General features: G+C 49.5%; 21 protein-coding genes, 1 tRNA gene and 1 rRNA gene (1 of these 23 running past the window's edge). 20 read left to right on the forward strand and 3 right to left on the reverse strand.

All coding sequences use genetic code 11. The features are described from left to right. Both MHB80_RS09130 and MHB80_RS09135 read left to right on the forward strand, forming a co-directional pair. Positions 1-1,756: ribosomal RNA gene (locus tag MHB80_RS09130) — 23S ribosomal RNA — on the forward strand; it begins 1,179 nt to the left of the window's first position. A 360-nt stretch (positions 1,757-2,116) separates the two neighbouring features. After that, positions 2,117-3,388 (forward strand): MFS transporter, encoded by a 1,272-nt coding sequence (locus MHB80_RS09135; RefSeq protein ID WP_341281847.1) that lies wholly within the window; start codon positions 2,117-2,119, stop codon positions 3,386-3,388. A 34-nt stretch (positions 3,389-3,422) separates the two neighbouring features. Here the strand turns inward: MHB80_RS09135 and MHB80_RS09140 are convergent, their stop codons facing one another. Next, a complete protein-coding gene (locus MHB80_RS09140) occupies positions 3,423-4,199 on the reverse strand; it encodes a YheC/YheD family protein (protein WP_341281848.1) in 777 nt (258 codons plus the stop codon). 134 nt (positions 4,200-4,333) lie between these two features. On the opposite strand from MHB80_RS09140, the gene MHB80_RS09145 reads away from it, so the two are divergent. The 10 genes from MHB80_RS09145 (at position 4,334) to MHB80_RS09190 (ending at position 13,570) form a co-directional block, all read left to right on the forward strand. Continuing rightward, on the forward strand, positions 4,334-4,483 hold the full coding sequence (locus MHB80_RS09145; protein ID WP_341281849.1) for a hypothetical protein: 150 nt from the start codon (positions 4,334-4,336) through the stop codon (positions 4,481-4,483). A 229-nt stretch (positions 4,484-4,712) separates the two neighbouring features. Further along, on the forward strand, positions 4,713-5,732 hold the full coding sequence (locus tag MHB80_RS09150; protein ID WP_341281850.1) for a beta-ketoacyl-ACP synthase III: 1,020 nt from the start codon (positions 4,713-4,715) through the stop codon (positions 5,730-5,732). Beyond that, positions 5,722-6,933, forward strand: coding sequence for an ATP-grasp domain-containing protein (locus MHB80_RS09155; protein ID WP_341281851.1), 1,212 nt, complete (start codon positions 5,722-5,724; stop codon positions 6,931-6,933). Before MHB80_RS09150 ends, MHB80_RS09155 begins: the two co-directional genes overlap by 11 nt. Positions 6,934-6,950: 17 nt before the next feature. Further along, positions 6,951-7,949 carry an NAD-dependent epimerase/dehydratase family protein gene (locus MHB80_RS09160; RefSeq protein ID WP_341281852.1) on the forward strand — a complete coding sequence of 333 codons (999 nt, stop codon included), beginning with the start codon at positions 6,951-6,953 and terminating at the stop codon, positions 7,947-7,949. Further along, a complete protein-coding gene (locus MHB80_RS09165) occupies positions 7,946-8,791 on the forward strand; it encodes an MBL fold metallo-hydrolase (protein WP_341281853.1) in 846 nt (281 codons plus the stop codon). Before MHB80_RS09160 ends, MHB80_RS09165 begins: the two co-directional genes overlap by 4 nt. Then, on the forward strand, positions 8,788-10,101 hold the full coding sequence (locus MHB80_RS09170) for a F390 synthetase-related protein (RefSeq protein WP_341281854.1): 1,314 nt from the start codon (positions 8,788-8,790) through the stop codon (positions 10,099-10,101). Before MHB80_RS09165 ends, MHB80_RS09170 begins: the two co-directional genes overlap by 4 nt. Before the next feature lie 27 nt (positions 10,102-10,128). Further along, positions 10,129-10,581, forward strand: a complete 453-nt coding sequence (locus tag MHB80_RS09175) for a hypothetical protein (protein WP_341281855.1) — start codon at positions 10,129-10,131, stop codon at positions 10,579-10,581. A gap of 74 nt (positions 10,582-10,655) precedes the next feature. Further along, positions 10,656-11,285, forward strand: coding sequence for a GNAT family N-acetyltransferase (locus MHB80_RS09180; RefSeq protein ID WP_341281856.1), 630 nt, complete (start codon positions 10,656-10,658; stop codon positions 11,283-11,285). Positions 11,286-11,411: 126 nt separating this feature from the next. Further along, positions 11,412-12,425: an HD-GYP domain-containing protein gene (locus MHB80_RS09185; RefSeq protein WP_341281857.1), complete on the forward strand. Its 1,014-nt coding sequence runs from the start codon at positions 11,412-11,414 to the stop codon at positions 12,423-12,425. 62 nt (positions 12,426-12,487) lie between these two features. Next, positions 12,488-13,570 (forward strand): diguanylate cyclase, encoded by a 1,083-nt coding sequence (locus tag MHB80_RS09190; RefSeq protein ID WP_341281858.1) that lies wholly within the window; start codon positions 12,488-12,490, stop codon positions 13,568-13,570. Positions 13,571-13,596: 26 nt separating this feature from the next. On the opposite strand, the gene MHB80_RS09195 is transcribed toward MHB80_RS09190, so the two are convergent. Further along, on the reverse strand, positions 13,597-15,042 hold the full coding sequence (locus MHB80_RS09195; protein ID WP_341281859.1) for a PLP-dependent aminotransferase family protein: 1,446 nt from the start codon (positions 15,040-15,042) through the stop codon (positions 13,597-13,599). A gap of 205 nt (positions 15,043-15,247) precedes the next feature. Here MHB80_RS09195 and MHB80_RS09200 point away from each other — a divergent pair, with 205 nt between their 5' ends. Further along, positions 15,248-16,204 carry a carbon-nitrogen hydrolase family protein gene (locus MHB80_RS09200; RefSeq protein ID WP_341281860.1) on the forward strand — a complete coding sequence of 319 codons (957 nt, stop codon included), beginning with the start codon at positions 15,248-15,250 and terminating at the stop codon, positions 16,202-16,204. A gap of 54 nt (positions 16,205-16,258) precedes the next feature. Next, positions 16,259-16,393: a hypothetical protein gene (locus tag MHB80_RS09205; protein WP_341281861.1), complete on the forward strand. Its 135-nt coding sequence runs from the start codon at positions 16,259-16,261 to the stop codon at positions 16,391-16,393. Positions 16,394-16,465: 72 nt separating this feature from the next. Here MHB80_RS09205 and MHB80_RS09210 read toward each other — a convergent pair whose 3' ends face one another. Further along, entirely contained in the window at positions 16,466-16,603 is a 138-nt protein-coding gene (locus MHB80_RS09210) for a hypothetical protein (RefSeq protein WP_341281862.1), read from the reverse strand. Positions 16,604-16,725: 122 nt separating this feature from the next. Here MHB80_RS09210 and MHB80_RS09215 point away from each other — a divergent pair, with 122 nt between their 5' ends. From MHB80_RS09215 to MHB80_RS09240, 6 genes are all read left to right on the forward strand, one after another. Then, complete coding sequence (locus MHB80_RS09215; protein WP_341282912.1) at positions 16,726-17,265, forward strand: nucleotidyltransferase family protein; 540 nt, start codon at positions 16,726-16,728, stop codon at positions 17,263-17,265. Positions 17,266-17,364: 99 nt separating this feature from the next. Beyond that, positions 17,365-17,949 carry a TetR/AcrR family transcriptional regulator gene (locus MHB80_RS09220; RefSeq protein ID WP_341281863.1) on the forward strand — a complete coding sequence of 195 codons (585 nt, stop codon included), beginning with the start codon at positions 17,365-17,367 and terminating at the stop codon, positions 17,947-17,949. A gap of 66 nt (positions 17,950-18,015) precedes the next feature. Beyond that, the gene (locus MHB80_RS09225) at positions 18,016-19,473 is read left to right on the forward strand and encodes a DHA2 family efflux MFS transporter permease subunit (protein WP_341282913.1); all 1,458 of its coding nucleotides are present in this window, start codon (positions 18,016-18,018) and stop codon (positions 19,471-19,473) included. A 111-nt stretch (positions 19,474-19,584) separates the two neighbouring features. Next, positions 19,585-19,666, forward strand: a tRNA-Leu gene (locus MHB80_RS09230). Positions 19,667-19,874: 208 nt separating this feature from the next. Next, positions 19,875-20,903, forward strand: coding sequence for a LacI family DNA-binding transcriptional regulator (locus tag MHB80_RS09235; RefSeq protein ID WP_341281864.1), 1,029 nt, complete (start codon positions 19,875-19,877; stop codon positions 20,901-20,903). A 215-nt stretch (positions 20,904-21,118) separates the two neighbouring features. Further along, positions 21,119-22,522 carry an extracellular solute-binding protein gene (locus MHB80_RS09240; protein WP_341282914.1) on the forward strand — a complete coding sequence of 468 codons (1,404 nt, stop codon included), beginning with the start codon at positions 21,119-21,121 and terminating at the stop codon, positions 22,520-22,522. Positions 22,523-22,559: the final 37 nt, after the last annotated feature.

Consider the following 22,559-nt stretch of genomic DNA (forward strand, 5'->3'; position numbering starts at 1 on the left):
ATGTAACGGGGCTAAACACACCACCGAAGCTATGACATGTACCGTATGGTACTTGGGTAGGGGAGCGTTGAATATAGGTTGAAGGTATACCGTAAGGAGTGCTGGACTGTATTCAAGTGAGAATGCCGGTATGAGTAACGAAAAGACAAGTGAGAATCTTGTCCGCCGAAAGCCTAAGGGTTCCTGAGGAAGGCTCGTCCACTCAGGGTAAGTCGGGACCTAACGCGAGGCCGAAAGGCGTAGTGGAAGGACAACAGGTTCAAATTCCTGTACCACCGTAAACCGTTATGAGCAATGGGATGACGCAGAAGGGCAGTGACGCGGACTGATGGAATAGTCCGTCCAAGCAGTGAGGCTGATGAGTAGGCAAATCCGCTCATCGTGAAGGCTGGGCTGTGATGGGGAGCGAAAATTATAGTAGCGAAGGTCATGCACTCCGGCTGCCGAGAAAAGTCTCTAGCCAGGTGAAGGTGCCCGTACCGCAAACCGACACAGGTAGGCGAGCAGAGCATGCTAAGGCGCGCGGAAGAACTCTCGTTAAGGAACTCGGCAAAATGACCCCGTAACTTCGGGAGAAGGGGTACCTCGGTAGGGTGAATAGCCCGAGGGGGTCGCAGTGAAAAGGCCCAAGCGACTGTTTAGCAAAAACACAGGTCTGTGCGAAGCCGTAAGGCGAAGTATACGGGCTGACGCCTGCCCGGTGCTGGAAGGTTAAGGGGAGCGGTTAGGAGCAATCCGAAGCTGTGAACCGAAGCCCCAGTAAACGGCGGCCGTAACTATAACGGTCCTAAGGTAGCGAAATTCCTTGTCAGGTAAATTCTGACCCGCACGAATGGCGTAACGACTTGGGCGCTGTCTCAACGAGAGATCCGGTGAAATTTTAATACCTGTGAAGATGCAGGTTACCCGCGACAAGACGGAAAGACCCCATGGAGCTTTACTGTAACTTGATATTGAACTTTGGTACGATCTGTACAGGATAGGTGGGAGCCATTGAAGCATGAGCGCCAGCTTGTGTGAAGGCGACGTTGGGATACCACCCTGATCGTATCGGAGTTCTAACCTAGGACCATGAAACTGGTTCGGGGACCGTGTCAGGTGGACAGTTTGACTGGGGCGGTCGCCTCCTAAAATGTAACGGAGGCGCCCAAAGGTTCCCTCAGAATGGTTGGAAATCATTCGGAGAGTGCAAAGGCATAAGGGAGCTTGACTGCGAGACCTACAAGTCGAGCAGGGACGAAAGTCGGGCTTAGTGATCCGGTGGTACCGAATGGAAGGGCCATCGCTCAACGGATAAAAGCTACCCTGGGGATAACAGGCTTATCTCCCCCAAGAGTCCACATCGACGGGGAGGTTTGGCACCTCGATGTCGGCTCATCGCATCCTGGGGCTGAAGTAGGTCCCAAGGGTTGGGCTGTTCGCCCATTAAAGCGGTACGCGAGCTGGGTTCAGAACGTCGTGAGACAGTTCGGTCCCTATCTGTCGCGGGCGCAGGAAATTTGAGAGGAGCTGTCCTTAGTACGAGAGGACCGGGATGGACGTACCGCTGGTGTACCAGTTGTTCCGCCAGGAGCACCGCTGGGTAGCCAAGTACGGACGGGATAAGCGCTGAAAGCATCTAAGCGCGAAGCCCCCCTCAAGATGAGATTTCCCAATTTAGTAAGACCCCTTGAAGACGACGAGGTTGATAGGTTCGGGGTGGAAGCGCAGCAATGCGTGCAGCTGACGAATACTAATCGGTCGAGGGCTTATCCTAAACAACACGCTAAGGTTTCAGACTTTGTCTTTCGCATCCAGTTTTCAATGTGTAATTCACATCGGAACGTTAGCTTTATATAACAAGCCTGTCACTATCCATGTGGCAGGCTTGTTTATTTTTAAACAAAAACGAGTTTATCATTTGCTTAACTTTATACATAGCCGAAAATCTATGAAAACACTCGTTAACGTCCAATAAATAGCTCCAATCCTCATGAAACAGGCGTACAACAGCGTTTAAGGCTGTTTTCCAATCCGTTAACGCTTTCAGGCAGCGTCTGACGGCCGCGCCCTTGTGCTAAAATGAACGGGAAAGATGAAGTTCATGTAAATAGAGAGAGGCAGGGTCAGTATACATATGCGAACATGGCCGAGATTGGACTATTTTTTCAGCAGGGGAGCGGCTATTCCGCCAGAGAGAAGGCTAGGCAGAGAGGCCGTTATCTCCATTGTTATTCATGGTTGTTTTCAATTTGGTGCATCCATGTCCGGTTTGTTTCTTAATTTGTACTTGTGGCGGTTAACGCAGGATTTAACGGTAAATGCGCTTTACAACATCATTGTATTTCTAATGACACCAGTCACGTTTGCGGTAGGGGGCTGGATTGCGAAACGTAAAGACCGCATGGTAACCTACAGGATTGGTATTGTTTTAATAGCAGTCTTTTATTTAATGGTCGTTATTACCGGTGAACAGGTCGTTAATTATTATGTGTTGTTTGCCATATGTAATGGTATTGCTGGGGGACTCTATTGGACCGGATATTTAGTCATTCAATATGATGTTTCTACGGAAGCGAATCGGATTCGTTTTCTAGCGCTGAATATGATTGTATTCAATACGGCGGGATTGCTGGGTCCGGCGCTGGCTGGATTTATTATTTCCCGGAATGAAGGGCTGCAGGGATACGTTATTATTTTTATGCTCGCCTTCGTTATGTTTGTTATAGCAGCCATTGTGAGCTTTCGGATTCCGATTGTAAAGTCGCATCACCGTGCTTATTATTTGAAGTTTATGGGTCTTGCAATGAATAAAAATAGGCGGTGGTTCAAGGCGCTCGTCAGCTTTTTTATACTCGGACTTTTTCAAGGGATTATGTTGTTTTTACCGAATATTTTATTGTTTCAGACGGTGGGGCGTGAGGATCGGGTCGGTTATTTAGGAGTAGCTTTTTCGGCGCTTACCGTGATAACGGGTTATGTCATATCTAGAAAAGCACAGAAGGAGCAAGTACAGAAATATGTGCTGTTTTCCACAACAGGGGTCGCCATAGGGGCTGCGATGCTGCTCATTGCGGTTGATTTTTGGTCCGTGCTTTTGTTTATGATTTTGTTTTCCATCTGCAATCCGCTTGCAGTCAATACATTGACCTCTTATTATTACCGGCTAATTGGCACGCTTCCTCTTAAAGGACAACTGCGTGTAGAATGCGTCGTGATGCGCGAGTTGTTTCTGAATGTCGGCCGAGTTGTGTCGATTGGCTGCTTAATCTTGTTTGCTGGCGATGTGACGTCTGTTTGGCTGCCGGTTGTGCTGTTCGGGGCTGCACTCGCACAATATTTGCTGTCTTTGTTAATTAGCGAGAAGCAGCCCGACCAAGCAAAGGTTTCTGAATGTGCAGGAGGTTAGAGCACTTTTTTTTAAAAAGCAGTCGAAGACTAAATTAATCGTCTTTACGGCCATAGCTTCGGGCAAATCGCATGATCCGGTTGTAGGCGCGGCGATCGATCCATTTTAATGGACGAAATTGGGGATGATTGGAATTGACCTCCAGTATCCACAGATGCAAGTTGCGATCCAAGGCAAAATCGATGCCCATTTCAAACATGCCCGCCTTATGCTTGCTGAGAGCACGGGCCACTGTCAATGAGTGCCGAGTCAATCGGCTAATGAGCTCGGCTCCTTTTGCATCTTCATATCCTTTGCGCTTTAGCAGCTTCTGCATCGTCCAAATTTCTCCGCCTTGATGATAGTTGGTAACGATTTTGCCTTTGGCACCCACTTTAATAAGGAAGCCAGTAAAGGTCCATAGGCCACCGGGTTTTCGCTGCACCATGGCACGAATATCGTAGGGACGATTTTCAACCTGATCGAGGCTAATCGCTTGCTGAATAATAAGACGGGAAGGCGTGGCAGGCAACAAATCGCCATAAATGTCTGTTAAGTTGGGGGAAAATTTGGAAAGCTGCTTTTTGCTTTTTGTATAGAGCAGCTCGTAGCCATCGTTTTTGGGCTCAAGCTTATGCACACCAACGCCAAGCGAGCCGATATTTGGCTTAATATAGAGCGCGTGATGAGCAGCAGCCATCATCTTCAGATTGGATAAGGTGAAGCTGGTAGTGCTTGGTATGAGCGATTTAGTAGAAGCATTTTTTTGCAAAAGACGGCACACCCTCAGCTTGCCGCGGATGGTCGCGCTGCGATACGTTTTCGTATACATCGTTGTCACCTCGTAGCCATTGTATGATAGCAGGAAGCAACGTAATTGTACGGATAACCAGAATGCTTACTAAAATAACGAAATCAGCAAAAGCCCTCCATCGCTTGAATCAAGCGGAGGAGGGCTTTTGCCTGATGGGAGGAGAGCTCGATGTTCAGTTGCCAAACGTGATGCAGAGCAAGGCGAAGAAGGAATATTTCCTCGGCAATATTTTTAAGCGCGAGCAGCTGCTCCAGCACGTAATAAATAGCATTTTTCAGGGCAAGCCAATTCATAGATTCTAGCATATTGCAAGGCATATCGCTGAATGATCCTTGTAATCATGAGCGAGCGCACAACAATAAAAGCGTTAAATGGGAATGAAATTCCATTTAATGTAAAATAAGAAAATAAACTGCAGCCAAAAGGGTACTAATAAAATTTGGTACTATGTCCAGCTATACTCCATCTAGTAAGATAAAGTAGAAATATACGTTAGGATAGACAACAAGCTAATAGATGGTGGTGAGGGTTATGCATGCAAGAAATAGACATAAGCAACAACGGAATGTACGAATATGGGGTACAGGCTCCTATTTGCCGCCTCAAGAGGTTACAGCTGAGCAGCTGGACGAAAAACTGAATAAGCCGCAAGGCTGGGTATATAAAAAATCAGGCGTGAAAATCAGGCATTACGCTGCTGGCGAATCCGCGTCCGTCATGGGCGCAAAGGCTGCCTTTGCCGCTTTGGAGGCTGCAGGTCTTGAACTCGGCGACATGGACTGCATCATTTGTGCCAATGCGATTCCCGAGCAGCTTATTCCGTGCACGGCGGCGCTTATTCAAGATGAGATGTGGGCGGGCGAATCGGGTATTCCCTGCTTGGACATTAATACGACCTGCTTGTCGTTTCTAGCGGCGCTTGATATGGTGTCTTATATGATAGAAGCGGGCAGATACGACACTGTGCTGCTCGTATCGCCGGAAATTGCATCAAGCGGCCTTAATGACAAGCATCCCGAAAGCGCGACGCTGTTCGGTGACGGGGCAGCAGCAGTAGTCATTGGCAGAAGTGGTGAAGGAGAAAGCTCAGCGATTATCGCGTCCCGTATGGAAACGTACGGCTCGGGACGCGAGCTTTCGGAAATTCGCGGTGGGGGCTCAGGACTGCCTTCCACGCAGTACGAGGCGGCTAACGCGGAGCAATATTTGTTTGCGATGCAGGGCGAGGCGCTGTTTCGCAAAACGTCGAAGCTGCTGCCCGAGTTTATCCAGCGGCTCTTTCAGGAGGCGGGCATCGATATGTCCGAGCTGAAGCTCGTTGTACCGCATCAGGGCAGTGCCCTCGCGATGCGGCTGCTGCAGAAAAAGCTGGGCATTGCACCTGAGCAGTTTATGAATATTATCGAAAATCATGGCAATATGATTGCGGCTTCGCTGCCGATGGGCATTCATCTGGCCGTTCAGCAGGGCCGCTTGCAGCGCGGTGACCGCTTTGCGCTCATTGGCATTTCGGCGGGCATTTCGTTAGGCGGGATGATTATTGAATATTAAAGCAGGCGAGGAGCAGGGCGCATGCATCGGTCGGCGTATCCTCATTACGGGAGGGAGGGCGCCAGCTGCGCTGGATTTAGCCCGCCAGCTGGCGGAGCAGGGCTGCGAGGTTTATGCAGCGGACAGTATGGCGAGTCCGCTCATTCGTTTTTCAAACTGCATTAAGCGTTATGATCTGCTGCCCGCTCCACGAGTAGACGAAGCGGCATTTGGCAAAGCGCTTGCGGCCATTGTGAAAAAGTACGGCATTGAGCTGCTCATTCCAACTTGCGAGGAAATTTATTATATTGCCAAGCTGCGAGGCAAGCTCGGAGACTGCTTAGTTTTCACCGATGAAGCGGAAAAGCTGGCCGCGCTGCACAGCAAATGGACGTTCATCGAGACGGTGCGAGAGGCAGGGCTTGCTGCGCCAGAGACGAAGCAGCTTCGCTCCTACGCTGAGCTTCAGCAGCTGCATGACCCTGCTTCAAAGCAGGTATGGGTGTTAAAGCCGGTCTATTCCCGCTTCGCAACCAAAGTGCAAATATGGCGAGCAAGCGAATTGCCGCCTCCTGCTGCGGAGCTGGAGCTCTCTGCCGCTTGCCCTTGGGTCGCCCAAGCTTTCGTTGCGGGACGTGAATATTGCACGTATTCAATTGCAAAGGAGGGCAAGCTGCTGGCTTATGCGGATTATGCCGTTGATTTTACGGCTGGACGGGGAGCCAGCACCTTTTTTAAGCCATGCCATCAGCCGCAGCTGCGGCAATGGGTGGAGACGTTCGCCGCGCATACGCAGTTTACAGGCCAAATCGCTTTTGATTTTATAATGGGGGAGAGCGGCGAGGTATGGCCGCTTGAGTGCAATCCGCGAGCGACGAGCGGATTGCATCTGTTCAGCAAGCGCGACGGGCTCGGCCGCGCCTTGTGGGGGGCAGACCAGCCCGGCAGCACCATTGTGCCGCAGCAATCGCGGGGCAAAATGATCGCGGCAGCAATGCTGGCCTATGGGCTTTCGCAGCAGCGGCGTCAGCGCGGGCTATGGCGCGGCGGCTGGCATTGGCTGGCGAGCATGGCAAGCGGCCGCGATGTTATTTTTAGCTGGAAGGACCCCGGTCCATTTCTTATGCAAGGTTATGTCTGGCTTGATTTATGGCGGCGGGCCCGCCAGGCGGAGCAGCCGCTTATTGCTTTTACAACTTCCGATATTGAATGGAATGGATGAGAAAGGAGGAGGCGAGGATGAACATACTGGTGACAGGCGCAACCGGATTTTTAGGAGAAAATGCGGTCAATCGGCTGCTGAAGGAAGGCCATTCGGTGACGGCGGCCGGGCGTAACCAAGAGGCGGGAGAACGGCTTATCGAGGCGGGAGCGACATTTTTACAGCTGGATTTAGCAACAAGTCAAATGCGAGAAGCGATTGCCGGGCATGACGCTGTGTTTCATTGCGGCGCCTTGTCTGCGCCTTGGGGCAAATACCGTGATTTCTATGCATCCAATGTCATTGGCACACGCAATGTCATACAGGGCTGTCTTGAACATAAAGTCCAGCGGCTGGTGCATGTGTCAACGCCTTCAATCTATTTTGACTATCGTCATCGCTTTAATATTGCGGAGCATGAGCCGCTGCCGAAATCGGCGGTCAATCATTATGCCGCGACGAAGCTGCTTGCCGAGCAAGAGGTTGATCGCGCTTATCGAGAGCAGGGGCTGCGCGTGGTGACGATTCGGCCGCGTGCGCTGTTCGGGCCGGGTGATACGGCGATTTTTCCAAGGCTGCTGCGGGCAAATGACAAACGGTTTATTCCGATGTTCGGAAGCGGCCAGCCGCTTGTTGATATTACGTATGTGGATAATGTAACGGAAGCGCTCATGCGCTGCCTATACGCCGATCCGATTGTGCTCGGACAGAAATATAATATTACGAATGGCGAGCCTGTGCAGCTGTGGGAAGCTATGACTAGGCTGTTTGAATTGCTGAATAAACCGATGCGGACCAAAAAGATTGCTTATCCTGCAGCGTATAGTACGGCCTCCTTGCTGGAGCTGGTGGCGAAGCTGCCGGGGCTCGCCCAAGAACCGCTGCTGACCCGTTATACGGTCGGCATTCTTGCATTCAGCCAAACGCTAAGCATTGAGAAGGCGCAGCGGGAGCTAGGCTATCGGCCACTCGTGAGCGTCGAGGAAGGACTCAGGCGGTTCGCAGCCTGGTGGAAAGAGCAGGAGGAAATGCGATGAAGATGACCTTTTACAATACGGGCTATTGCAAGCAGCTGGAAGCGCTGGCGATTAGCGGGGGGCGCTGGCGGCAGCAAGCGTTTCCGGGCATTTTTGCTATAATGGAACATCCTGTGCTGGGGCCGGTATTATTTGATACCGGCTATTCGCCGCGCTTTCTCGAAGCAACGAAGCGGCTGCCTTATGCGCTTTATCGCTGGACGACACCCGTTACGCTTGCTGAGGAGCGCTCGGCGGCGGAGCATGTGCAGGCGGCAGGCTATTCGCCTCGCGAGGTCAAGCATATTATCGTCTCGCATTTTCATGCCGACCATGTTTGCGGCTTGCAAGATTTTCCCGAGGCGTCGTTTATTTGCTCGAAACTAGGGTATGAGGCTGTCCAGCATCTGAACGGCTTTGCAGCGGTTAAAAAAGCTTTTTTGCCAGAGCTGCTGCCGCCTGATTTCGCGAAGCGATCGCGCTGGATCGAGCAGTCTAAGCAGGTGCAGCTGCCAGCGAAGTACGCCCCTTTTCACAGCGGGTACGATTTATTTAATGATGGAAGCGTAACGGCTATCCGTTTGTCTGGCCATGCGACGGGCCAATTCGGAGTGCTGCTGCAGGGCGATACGGGGCAGGAGCTGCTGCTTGGCGCCGACGCCAGCTGGTCGGAGGCTGCGGTGCGGGATAATCGCCCGCCTCATCCACTAGCCTCCATTGTGTTCGACAATAAGGCGGAGTTTAAGGAGACGTTTGACCGTCTCGTCGAGCTGAAACGCCGAAATCCAGAGCTGCAGCAAATTTTCACGCATTGCGAGGAAACGTGGAAACGCTGCATACCGCGGCAGGAGGCGGGAGCATGAGAGTATTAAGGCTGCTGGTCTATTATGTGCTGACACGGCTTCGCGCCCGGCGGTTTCGCAGCCGGAAGGCGCTGGAGGCTTGGCAGCACCGCAAGGTTGTGGCGCTTGTGAAGCGGGTACGCAAGCAATCGCCCTTTTACAGAAGCTATTATCAAGGGCTGGATGCACAAAATTGGCGCAGCTTCCCGATGATCGATAAAGCGGTGATGATGGATCATTTTGACCGGCTGAATACGGCGGGTATTACGAAGGAGGAAGCGTTCCGAATCGCAATGCGCGCCGAGCGGGAACGGGATTTCTCGGCGCAAATCGGCGATATTGCGGTCGGACTGTCGTCGGGCACATCAGGCAGCCGCGGCTTGTTTCTGGTTAGTGCCAAGGAACGCGCAGCTTGGGCGGGGACGGTGCTGGCAAAGGCGCTGCCCGCTTCGCTGCTTGTACGGCAGCGGATCGCTTTTTTTCTGCGGGCGGACAGCCATTTGTATCAAAGCGTGCGCTCCAAGCGGCTGCAATTCCGTTTTTACGATATGATCCATCCTGTGGAGGACAATGTGCGTATGTTAAGCGACCAGCAGCCGACGCTGCTGGTTGCACCGCCGTCCATGCTGCGATTGCTCGCTGAAGCGCAGCTTGCCGGAGAGTTGTCCATTGCGCCTGGAAAAGTAATCTCGGTTGCAGAAGTGCTTGAGCCGCTGGACAAGCGGCTTATTGAGCAGGCTTTCGCCGTACGCGTCGATCAAATATATCAATGTACGGAAGGCTTCCTCGCTGCAACCTGCTCACAGGGAACCCTGCATCTGAACGAGGATATACTCGTTATTGAGAAGGAATATGTGGACGAGGAGCAGCGACTATTTTCGCCGATCATTACGGATTTTTCCCGGGCAACCCAGCCTATCGTGCGATATCGGCTTAATGATTTGTTGACGGAGGCAAAGCAGCCTTGTGCTTGCGGCTCCAGCTTTACGGCAATTGCCTCTATTGAAGGCAGGACGGATGATTTATTTTATGGACGCGATGCACAGACGCAGCGGCTGGTGCCGATTTTTCCCGATTTTATAAGACGGGCAGTCATAATGACCTCAGAGCGGATTAAGGAATACAAGGTTGTGCAGCAGTCGGATCGGCAGCTGGAAGTAGCCCTGCGTACAGAAGGAGCGCCAGATGAGCTGCAGCCAGAGCTTGCCGCTGCGCTGTCCAAGCTGTTTATTTCACGCGGCTGCATCGCGCCGCTGATTTCCTTTATCCCTTATGAAGCGAATGAGGGGCTGCGCAAGCTGAGGCGGGTGGAGCGAAAGTGGAGCCTTTAGAACAGATGAAGGAAAGGAGGGGCGGCTTTGCACCTATCAAAGACGATCATTAAAGAGCTTAAACTTGCAGAAATAACTGAACTACACCTAACCAAACAGGGGAAACGAAATAAAGCGGCTGAATATTTGCTTCCTTTGATGCAAAACGGGGTAAATTTATTTATTCGCAATGTGTGCACGGAGCTGCGGCTGCTGCAAGCGGGCCAGGCTTGGCTGCCTATGACGGTTAATGAGCAGGAGTATGACAATTCCTACGTGTGCTCCCCCTATGGAACGTATGTCAAGTATGCGGAAGAGGAGCTTTATTTGTTGGAAAATCGGCTGCTGCGCTTCCTGTGCGGCTCCTTGCTTAAAGCGATTGCCCCACTGCTGCGCCTGGCGAAAATCGACCGAAACGTCCATGTGAACAACTGGCTGCTTTCAACGAATTTGTATACCGAGCTTAGTGGGGAAGAGCTTGCGGGGCCACACAGACGTTAACAGCAAGCTATCCGGAGCATGCGATTATTTATCGTTCGCTCAATAAGCGCACGAATGGGGAGCTGATAGAGCAATTGCTGCGTCAGGGCTATGTGCTGGTGCCGAGCCGGCAGGTTTATTTTTTCAATGGTGCCGAGCCGTTGTACTTGAAGAAAAAAAATACGAAGTGGGATCGCAAGCTGCTCGCCCAGTCTGACTATCGTATCGTCGCGCATGCTGAGCTTGGAGAAGCGGATTATGAGCGTATTGCTCAGCTGTATGACCTGTTGTATATTGGAAAATATTCGGAGCTCAATCCTAAGTTTACAGCCGAATACATTCGCCACTGCCATCAGAAGGGACTGCTGGAAATGACCGGTCTCCGCGATGAGCAAGGGATTTTGCAAGGCGTAATGGGCTGCTTTATTCATGGCGAGGTTATGTCGGTACCGTTAGTTGGCTACAATACGGCGCTTGCTCAAAGTAACGGCCTCTACCGGATGCTGATGCACTTGGCGATGCAGACTGCAGCGGATCGCGGACAGCTGCTGCATCTCAGCTCTGGCGCGGCTGAGTTTAAGCGCGTTCGCGGAGCAGCAGCGGAAATTGAATACAGCGCCGTTTACATCGTGCATCTATCGGCTGGGAGGAGAGCGGTTTGGCGCGGACTTAGCAAGCTTTTATTGACAGTAGGCGTTCCGCTAATGAGAAGATATAAGCTGTAAGTAAAAAAATTCCGCTGTTTGAGGAGATCATACAATTAAATTCAAAAAAGTTTCAAACCTGTAAAGTATAATGGAAGAGAACGCATAAATACATATTCTTCTATTGAGAGCGCAGGTGTTTTGAAGATGGACAACGGCAATCAATTGTTTTTGGGAAAGCAGCTGGCTCAGGATTTGTTTAATCATCATGGGGTGCTTGTTGCTCCTGCTCATACCGTATTGGACCAGGAACAGCTCGACTTGATTTATCGTCATGCGATTGAACTGGAAGAAAGAGATATTAAGCGGGACAAGGGGAAGTCGAAGGCACAGGGAAAAATGGACGGCTGTACGCTGTATATGGCGGAGCTTTTCGAGCAAATTCGTTATGCGAAGCAAATTCCAGTGCTGCAGATCCGGGAAAAAATCATACCTTCTATTAATGAGCTGTCGGAGATTCCTGATTTTTATGAATTGCTGGGTGCTTTACAATCCAAAGATGATTATTCTTACCGCCATAATATAGGGGTAGGTGTATTGTCTACATTAATTGGTAAATGGATGGATATGGATGAGCGCGATCTCATGCAGCTTACGATGGCAGGTACTCTCCATGATATTGGCAAAACAAAAATACCAAATGAAATTTTGAACAAGCCGGGATCGCTTGATACGAAAGAGTTTGACCTGATGAAAAAGCATACGATTTTTGGCTATGAGCTGCTTAAGGACACCGTTGGCATTAATCATGTCCAGGCTTTAGTAGCGCTTCAGCATCATGAACGACAAGATGGTAGCGGTTACCCGCTTGGCTTGCGCTCTGAGCAAATCGCCCCGCTTAGCAAAATCGTAGCGGTAGCTGATGTTTTTCATGCGATGACCTCAGATCGGCCCTATCGCAAGGCACTGCCTTTTTACGAGACGCTTATCCAAATGAACAAAAATATTTTTGGCGAGTTTGATCCGCAAATCAGCAAGCTGTTTATGGACAAAATGATGCAGTCGATGCTGGGGCATCAGGTGCTGCTCACCAACAATGAAATCGGCTCAATCGTATTGATCAATCCACAAAATGCTCTAAGACCGTTAGTGAAAATGAATGACAATTTTATTGATTTAAGCCGAGACACGAGTTTGCATATTCTCAAAGTTGCGCCTTGAGGCACACCACATGCTAATCCTGTGGAAAATGCCGTCGCAGCAAGGTAGGTAAGGGACATCTTATGACAATAATAACGATTTTATCCGTAACTTTCACATTGTTTTTTTTCAGCAAGCAGCTTATAAATGCTTTGCTTCATATGGATTTATTGCGCTTTGAATTTAGAAAGAGGCTCATGTTTGGCGTGGTATATGGTGTTTGCGGCATCTTGATTATGTTTTTTGGAGTGCCTGTATCCGATCACGGCATTATTGATTTTAGATATTTCTTTATTATTATCGCTGCCTATTATGGTGGCCTACATGCGTCTATATTGGCAGCTGTTCTTATAGCAGGGGGACGGGCACTGTTGTTTGGCGGCTTGAATGAGGCATCCATTACTGCTGGAGCTTTCATTCTCTTGCTTGGAGTGCTTTCAGGCATCATTTTTGCATACAAGCGCTTTGAGGGGTATTGGGCAAAATGGAGTGTTTCTTTGCTGGTGCTAATGGCGCTGCTTTATGGAAATTCTTGGTTTACATATGGATTAGAATGGTCCAGCTCACTCTATAAATTCCTGTTTCCACCGATGCTTGCCAGCGGCCTTATCGTCGCTTATTGCGTACGTTATTTAACGCAGCGCGATGAGCTGTTCCAGCAGAAGGACCAGGAAGCGACAACGGACTTTCTTACTCAGCTGGCCAATGTCAGAGCATTCGACGCGGCGTTTAACCGCTTGTTTATTCAGGCGGAGAGCGGCAAGGAGCCGCTGGCTCTGCTGTTTCTGGATATTGATTATTTCAAAAAGATTAATGACACCTACGGCCATCCCGCAGGAGATGCCGTTTTGCGCGAGCTTGCTGCTATCGTTAGGCGCACGATTCGGGCAGAAGATGTAGCCTCGCGCTATGGGGGCGAAGAGTTTTCAATTTTGCTGCCTAATTGTTCGCCATCCGGTGCTTATGCTCTTGCGGAAAATTTACGCAGTACGATTCAGAAATGTCAAATTGTCGTTAATGACAAGCAATCGGTAGGCGTGACGGTCTCGATCGGCATTGCCTGCTACCCGGAGGTTGGACAGGAGTTTTTAATTGATTATGCCGATCAGGCCTTGTATCAGGCGAAGCTTTCCGGCAGAAACAAGACAATCTTGTGGCGCTCCTAAAGCAGCCTGGCGCCAGCCCCACGGCTCTAGCCTTTCCGGGCCAAGCTGGCGCGCAGGGCAGCGGCCAAGCGTTCGATTCCCGATTCCATTTGCTCCGGCTCCGGCCGGGCATAGCTAAGACGGATGAAGCCCTCCACCGAGCCATAGACGCTGCCCGGAACAAACACGACCCCTCTCTGAATGCTTTCTTCCAGCAAGCGATGATCACTGATGTTCTCCTTTGATTTACACCATAGGTTAAGTCCTCCAGGCTGCGCTGTAAAAGCAAGCCGCTCTTGAAAATAATGCTCAAGCGCACCAATCATTCGCTGCTGCTTGGTCTTAAGCGCCAATTGCAACGTTTGCAAATGCAGCGGAAATCCTTCTGAAGCAAGCAGTCGGCCAGCCAGCCACTGAGGCAAAATGCTAAGGCCAAAGTCCATCTGCTGTCTGGCATCGGCGAGGCGGCTCACGACCGTTTGTGGGGCGACCAGCCAGCCGATTCGCAGGCCTGATGCGGCGATTTTGGATAACGAGCCAATATAGAGCACAATATCCTCTTTGTCCAGCGCCTTTAGTGTTGGCAATGCCTGATTGTGAAAGGAAGTCAGGCTGAACGGATCATCCTCTACAATAGGAATACGCAGCTCGGCAGCTATGGCTAATACACGCTGCCTTTTTTCCATGCTCAAAGAAGTGCCTGTCGGATTTTGATAGTTGGGATTGAGAAAAAGCATGCGAATGCGATGCTCGCGGTACAATCGCGCAATATCATCCGGATCAATGCCGTCATGATGAACCGGGAGGCGGCAAATACGCAGTCCTGCAGATTGAAACATCGGCAGCGAATAGCAATAGGAGGGATCCTCAATTGCAACGGCATCGCCTGGGGCCAGGAGACATTGCGTAATTAAATAGAGCGACTGCTGCGAGCCGGAGGTAACGAGAATAGAAGCCTCTGGAGCAGCAATTCCCTGCTTTCGCAAAAAAGCGCTCAGCTCCACACGCAGCTGCGGATTGCCTTGTGGATGATCATAGCCGAGCGGCTCCATGAAAGGCTGCTCCTGCATAATAGATTGGAGCAGTGTGCTTGGAAACAGCGGCTCTGCCAGCTCGCCGCTCGCCATGTCAATCATTTGGCCGTTGTGGAGCATCGATGAACGAATGCGTCTCATAAATGGCAAATTAGGCAGGAAGCTGCCTCCTTCTGCATATTGGCGCCAATTCGGCGTTTGAGACGGAGATATCCCCCACTTACTGCGGCTTACGGTTGTGCCGCTCCCCACTTTGCTTTCTACTAAGCCGGCTGAGCGCAGCTCGGCATAAGCCTGTATAATGGTGCTGCGATTAACGCCTAATTGCTCTGCAAGTCTTCGCTCAGAGGGAAGCGGGCTGCCTGGCGGATATTCGCCCGAAGCAATGCTGCGTTCCAGCAGCTCGGCAATTTGCAAGTAAACAGGTGTTTTTAAATTTCGATCCAGCCTCCATGTCATGCCGTACACCCCGTTCATTGTCGATTGGTCTGATTTGGATTTGTTTATTTATTTATTTATTTATTATAGTACCACTTGTTCGAATTGGATGGTTATTTTAGTCGATAAATGGATGGTTACTTTATCAGCCAATCCCCTTATGATGGAATATAAGAGAAGCGGCTGGGCATGTAGGGGCAGTTGTTTTAGGCAGGGGGATGAACGCATGGAACAGCAAAAGGTGAAAGTTGGCGTAGTACAAGCTGCACCTCGTTTATTGGATAAGCAGTCGGCGTTCACACAAATAGCCGCATATGCCAGCGAGGCAAGCAGGCAGGGAGTCAAGCTGCTGGTGTTTCCTGAAGTATTTGTATCCGGTTATCCGCGTGGCATGACGTTTGGAAATCGCGTTGGAAGCCGGACAGCGGAGGGACGGGAAGACTTTCGCCGTTATTCGGAAAGTGCCATTACAATTCCGGGCGAGGATACCGAGCTGTTAGGGGAGATTGCCGCCGAAAATGGCATATATCTAATCGTTGGTGCGCTAGAGCGTGACCAGGAATTTAGTGGAGCTACACTGTACAATTCAATCGTCTATGTGGGGCCGGACGGCAGGCTGCTTGGCAAACATCGGAAGCTTATTCCTACAGCCGCGGAGCGTCTGCTCTGGGGGCAAGGCGATGGCAGCACGCTAACGGTTATCCAAACCCCTTTTGGACGAATAGGCGGCTTGATTTGCTGGGAAAACTACATGCCGCTGGCTCGGACCGCCATGTATGCGAAAGGGATAGACCTTTTTATAACACCTACTGCGGATGCCCGCGATACTTGGCAATCGACGATTCGCCATATCGCCTGCGAAGGCCGCTGCTATGTGCTGTCGAGCAATCAGTTTGCTACGAAGTCCTTATATCCGAAGGATTTGGCGAGTTTTGCCGAGCTGGAGCAGATGGATGAGGTGCTGAGCAGGGGCGGCAGTGCTATTGTTGGACCATTAGGAGAATATATCGTTGAGCCTGTTTATGGGCGGGAGGCGCTGCTCGTGGCAGAGCTGGATATGATGAAAATCGCCGAAAGCCGTTTTGACTTTGATGTAGTCGGGCATTACAGCCGGCCGGATGTGTTTCAGCTGCATGTTAATGAATCGAAGCAGTCGAATGTATTTTTTAAGAGTGGAATTTAATGGGATAGTGCGGCGGTATAAAAGTATAGCTTTATAGCAGAAAGGAGCAGAAAAATGGACGTGCCTGTTGGCGTATGGATCGCAGCGATTGTTATCGTTGGCATATTAGCATGGATCACCTTTTGGATTACGAACAAGGCTTATTCTAGAAAATGGGATGAGCATGACGAAGACAAGCTGAAAAATTAAATGGCTGCTTCGAGATGTGGAAGATGTGGGGCAGATTAGAGTTTCCGTATTTCAAATTTTCCGAACGCCTTGTCAGGTTGAAATTAGCCTGGCAAGGCGTTCTTTTGCTTTTTTTGAAAGATAGGAAAGGATAGCATTGCGCGATACCTTCTCTATATTTCCCGGATTGAAACGCGCCGCGCCGCCAAAGGACGGCCACAGCCGTTTCATCTTGTTAAAGCTCTTCCCAATAAGCGGATTTTCGGTTAATATGAGAATACATGTTCGGTATTGGGGGCGGTTTGGTGAATCAGGAGTCACATATCAAGGAGATCATCCAAGGGGATGACTGGATGATGGACATTTTGAATACGGTAAGGGGCCTAGATTTGCCTGACTGGTGGGTATGTGCTGGGTTTGTGCGCTCCAAATTGTGGGATGTTCTGCATGATTTTAAAGAGCGGACGCCGCTTGCGGATGTGGATGTTATTTATTACGATGCTGCTTATCCGAGTGAGTACATCGAGAAGCAGCTGGAGCAGCAATTGCGGGGCCTGAGACCCGAGATCCCATGGTCAGTGAAAAATCAGGCGAGAATGCATATTGTCAGCGGCCTGCCGCCGTATTCCTGCTCAGTTGATGCGATTTCTAAATTTCCTGAAACGGCGACTTCGCTTGGCGTGGCACTGGATGCGAGCGGGGAGCTCCAGCTAGCGGCTCCATGTGGAGTAGCTGATGTCCTTCAAGCTGTGCTTAGGCCTACAGCTTATTATGAGCCGGGGTCGGATCATTACCGCGTATACGAGCAAAGAATGATGAAGAAAAATTGGCAGGCGACATGGCCAAAAGTTCATAAAGCAGAGCAGCAGAGTAACGACAACATCAAATTTTAACAAAAATTAGTGCTGAAATCTTGCGAATTCGGATTGACAGCCTGCCTATTTTCACGTTTAATTAACTAGACCGTTCTCTATAATTAAGGTGGTGAAAAGGTGGCTTCAAAGCCGAATGCCCGCCAGCAGATCATAGATACAGCAATGAAGCTGTTTTGTGTGCAAGGGTATCATGCAACGGGGTTAAATCAAATTATTAAGGAAAGCTCATGTCCGAAGGGGTCCTTGTACTACTATTTCCCTGAAGGCAAGGAGGAACTGGCGGTTGAATGTATTTCAACGATTAAGAATTTTGTGCTGGAAAAATGGCGGATTAATTTTGAGCAGACTTCTAATCCTGTAGCAGCCATCCAGGCCCATATTTCCGACATCATTCAAGATGGGAAGCCATCGCAGTTTAGAGGATTTATGCCATTCAGCTTTTGGATGGCTGCTGAGACATGCCTGATTAGCGAAAGACTAAGATCAGCGTGCCAAGTCGTTTTTAATGAATGGCAGCAATATATTGCCCAGCAGCTTGTGAACAATGGAGCGAATGACAGCAGCGCTGCTGAAATAAGCAATGTCATACTTTCCTTAGTGGAAGGTGCATTCATTTTGGCCATTACTCATGGAGATGAGAAGCCGCTCGTCAACATTTCGCGCCTTGTACCGTCCATTGTTAATGGTGGCCCAGCAAGCTAGAACAACAGGTTACAGCAAACTGAATTTTTAATTCGCAGGAGGATGACACAAGTGCAAGCAGGAACGATGCAAGAGACTTCAACTTCACCCAATAAGACTTATAAAGTAATGCCGATTATGATTTCGCTATTGCTTAGCGGATTCATCGGATTTTTTAGTGAAACCGCGCTAAATGTAGCATTGACAGATTTAATGAGAGATTTGAGCGTTAACGAGGCGACTGTACAATGGCTTACGACTATATTTTTGCTGACGCTAGGTGTACTGGTGCCCGTATCAGGCATGCTGCTGCAATGGTTTACAACACGGCAATTGTTTGTATGGTCATTGATTTTTTCTATTATTGGAACATTCGTAGCGGCTATTGCACCGAACTTTGAAACGCTGCTTATTGCGCGTGTGCTTCAAGCAACGGGTACAGGGCTGCTGCTGCCGCTATTATTTAATACCATTCTCGTCATTATTCCGATTGAAAAGCGTGGCGCTGCGATGGGAATTATCGGCCTCATTATGATGTTCGCACCAGCAACGGGGCCCACTTTTGCCGGCATTTTGATCGCTAATTTAAGCTGGCACTGGATTTTCTGGGTGTCCTTGCCGTTTTTGATTATTTCATTATTTGTAGGGCTTGTCTATTTGCAAAATGTTTCTACCTTGACTAAGCCGCGTATCGACATATTGTCGATTTGCTTGTCTACCCTTGGCTTTGGCGGTGTCGTATACGGCTTTAGCAGCGCGGGAGAAGGCGAGCATGGATGGGGAAGCGCGAAAGTAATTATAGCGATGATCGTAGGTATCGTTGCACTCATTTTATTTGTTATCCGCCAGCTTAAGATGAAAGAGCCAATGATTAATTTGTCGACGTTTAAATATCCGATGTTTACAATTGGCTTAATTATGGTGTTTATTTGTATGATGGTTATTTTGTCCTCCATGCTAATATTGCCTATGTATTTACAGCGCGGCCTAATGATGAGTCCCTTGACTGTTGGGCTGCTTCTCCTTCCAGGTGGACTTATTAATGGCTTCTTGTCCCCTGTAATGGGAGGATTGTTTGATAAATATGGACCGAAATGGCTCGTTCTCCCAGGCCTGCTGGTCGTATCGGTTGTATTATGGTTTTTCTCTGATATTTCTACCGCGTCGACGACTGTGTTGATCATCGTGCTTCATTCCCTGCTAATGATTGGGATTTCGATGATTATGATGCCTGCGCAAACGAATGGCTTGAATCAGCTTCCTCCTGAGCTGTACCCGCATGGAACAGCAATTATGAACACATTGCAGCAGGTGGCAGGTGCCATTGGTACAGCGCTGGCAGTCAGTATTATGACAGCAGGAATGGAGAAATTTCTTAAGACAGCAGAAGGTAATCCTGAATCGCCAGCCAACTTGATTAGCGGATTAACCGTTGGTGTACAAGATGCTTTTATATTTGCAATGGTGGTTGCCCTTGTTGGGCTTGCAATTGCTTTCTTCATCAAGCGAGTGAAGGTGACAGCAGCAGGCAAACAAGGAGCTTAATATCGACTCTAAATAGAAGTGCCAATTATTTTTCAGAAGTTTTTTGAAAAATGCTTGCGTGATGCGATGTTTTCTGATATATTATATTTATTCGCTGTTAGCGAACATCGCGCGCGTGTGGCGGAATTGGCAGACGCACTAGACTTAGGATCTAGCGTTTCACGACGTGGGGGTTCAAGTCCCTCCACGCGCATTATGAATGGAAGAGTAAGGGCTGTTTCAAGTAGTTTTTAACTACTGGGAAACAGCCCTTTTCTTTTATGTTTTTTATTGAACCCGAATTAGTGAGTTTGGCTGTCCGCTCCCTCTTCTATTAGCTGCAATGGCTGTCATCCATTACATAACATGTCCTATTTTGCTATAATGGGACGATACTTGATAGCAGAAAGGAAGCGTTGGGCTTGAAACAGGTCACCATATATGATATTGCCAAAGAGGCCAATGTATCGGTTGCCACCGTATCGAGGGTGCTGAACGATACCGCCCCGGTAAAGGGATCTACGCGAGCCAAGATTGAAGAGCTTATTCAAAAATACAACTTTCAGCCTAACGCAATGGCCAGAAGCTTACTAAAAAAAGAAACGGGCATTATTGGTGTCATTGTACCTGATCTGACTAATCCCTTTTTCCCGGAAGTATTCGCTGGAGCGGAGGAAGAGGCGCAGCACTCGGGACATACCTTTCTGCTTAGCAATTCTATCGGAGATTACGCTAAGGAATCGGAATATCTTAGCATTATGCGGGAGAAACGCGTGGATGGTGTTATTTTTTTAGGGGGCAGGATTAATTTGAAGAACTGCGATGAGCATTTGGTGCAGGAGCTCGTGCAGCATGCAAGCGTCATTCCAACTGTGCTCGTTAACGGTGGGCTGCGCAACACGAATTTGATTAGAGTTGCTACCGACGAGTCGGTAGGGACTGCTCTCGCAGTCAGGCACCTGATTGAGCTGGGCCATACCGAAATCGGCTTTATTGGCGGAGAAAGCCATATGACCACAACCTCAATTAAGCTGCGGGCTTTCCGAAAGACGATGAAGGACGAGGGACTGGAAATTCGGGACAATTGGCTGCTGCCGGACAGCTTTTCCATCGAATCGGGCAAGCGCCAAATGCTGAAGCTGCTCGAAATGGAAGAGAGGCCAACCGCTGTTTTTTGCGTCAATGATTATACGGCCATCGGGGCAATCAAGGCGGCGACGGAGGCTGGGCTGACGATTCCAACGGACATGTCCGTTGTCGGATTTGATGATATTCCTTTGGCGCATCATTTTATCCCTGAGTTGACTACCGTTTCCCAGCAGGCGCATGAGCTTGGGAGAATGGCGGTACAAGTGCTTAAAGCGATTATGAAGAAAGAAAAGGTCAAGCAGCTTACTTCTTTGGCGCCACAGCTTATTGTTCGGCAAAGTACGGGAGCACGGAGTATCTAAAAGAGCGGCAAGCCAGATATTTCGGGCTTGCCGCTCTTTTTTTAGGTCTAATGGAATGTACGGAGCCGCGCTTACTTTTATCATGCCAGATATGGATAATATAAACTTTAATGTTGACCATAGTAAGCAAGCGAGCTATACTGAAATGGGTTTCATGAAAGCCTTTACATTTAGTTAATCATCTATCAAGGGGAGCGTGCTGAACAGTGAAACAGATGAAAAGAATGAAGTCGATGTTGCTTATTTTATTACCGGCTGTATTGATGATTCTCTCTGCTTGCAGTGGCAACAATACAGGAAATACAGTGGCCACTGAGTCGCCTGCCTCAACTGCAACACCGACGGAGGAAACGTCTGCGCCCACTGAGGAGCCTGAGCCTCCAGCCGCCAATTTGGGCGGTAGAGAAATTCGCATTTCACATTGGTGGGATGCTGCCCCTGACGGAGATTCCGAAGCGGATGAGTTGGCACGTGAAAGAATCAAAAAAGTGGAAGAAAAATATAACGTCAAAATCAAATACTTAAATACGGAATATTGGTCGACTACAGAGAAGCTATCCTCCTCTGTTATGTCGAACGATCCTTTCGCTGAAATTGTCCGACTGCCTGACGGCTTCATATGGGGCCTTATGCAAGGGGGATTTTTGACGCCCTTGGAAGATTACCTGAAAGATACGCGGATTGCGCCGGACGTCGTTGAATCGATGCGCTTTGGCGGCGACCATGTATTCGGATTAGAAAGCTGGTATAACCCGAATGACACGGGGATGTATTATAACAAAAGAATTTTCAAGGAGGCGGGCTTAAAGGATCCGCAGCAGCTAATGGATGAGGACAACTGGAATTGGACGACGATGCTGGATGCCGCGAAGAAGCTGACCGTAGACAATAATGGAGATGGAAAAGCTGACCAATACGGCCTTGCCGGTGCCCATTATGTTTTCTCGGAGCTGCTGATCGCCAGCAACGGCGGCATTATATACGACGAGGCGAACAAAAAAGTAGCTTTTGATTCACCCGAATCTATGGAAGCGCTTAACTTCCTTTATGGCCTGTATAACGAGCATAAAGTTGTGAAGAAAAATGAAGGTAACGACTGGGAGGATCCGGCAAAATATTTTGCCGAAGGCACGATAGCCATGTATCCGGGCGGCTTGTGGGAAATTGAAGGGCGCCTCCAGGACAAGATGAAGGATGAGTGGGGATACGTTTATCTTCCTAAGGGTCCACAGGCGGACACCTATCTTGATCCGCTTGGTCAAACGGCAGCTTACGTTATCCCTAAAGGAGTTAAGGATGCGGATGTTATCGTGAAAATCTGGGAAGAGCTTCAGGATTTCGATAACTGGCAGGAAAATCGCAGGCTGTGGCAGGAAAATGTGCTGCCGGATGAAAGCTCTATCGCTAATGCCATGAATGACGCTGGAAAAGTACAGCGTGTGTTCGGCGGACGCTTCGGGGGTCTCGGCATTAAGGACCAGCTCGACTCCGTGACGGGCAAGTTCGTCAAGGGCGAAATTACGCCAGCAACGGGCGTCGCCCAGGTAATCGGGCCTGCGCAAGCAGCTGCTGAAAAAGTGCTGAGAGGCGAGCAAGACAAGAAAGACGACAAAAAGTAATTCCCAAAGGCTTTGCCCATAATAAAGCGGCCTGCCC

Source organism: Paenibacillus sp. FSL H8-0537, from assembly GCF_038051995.1.
Taxonomy (GTDB): Bacteria; Bacillota; Bacilli; order Paenibacillales; family Paenibacillaceae; genus Pristimantibacillus.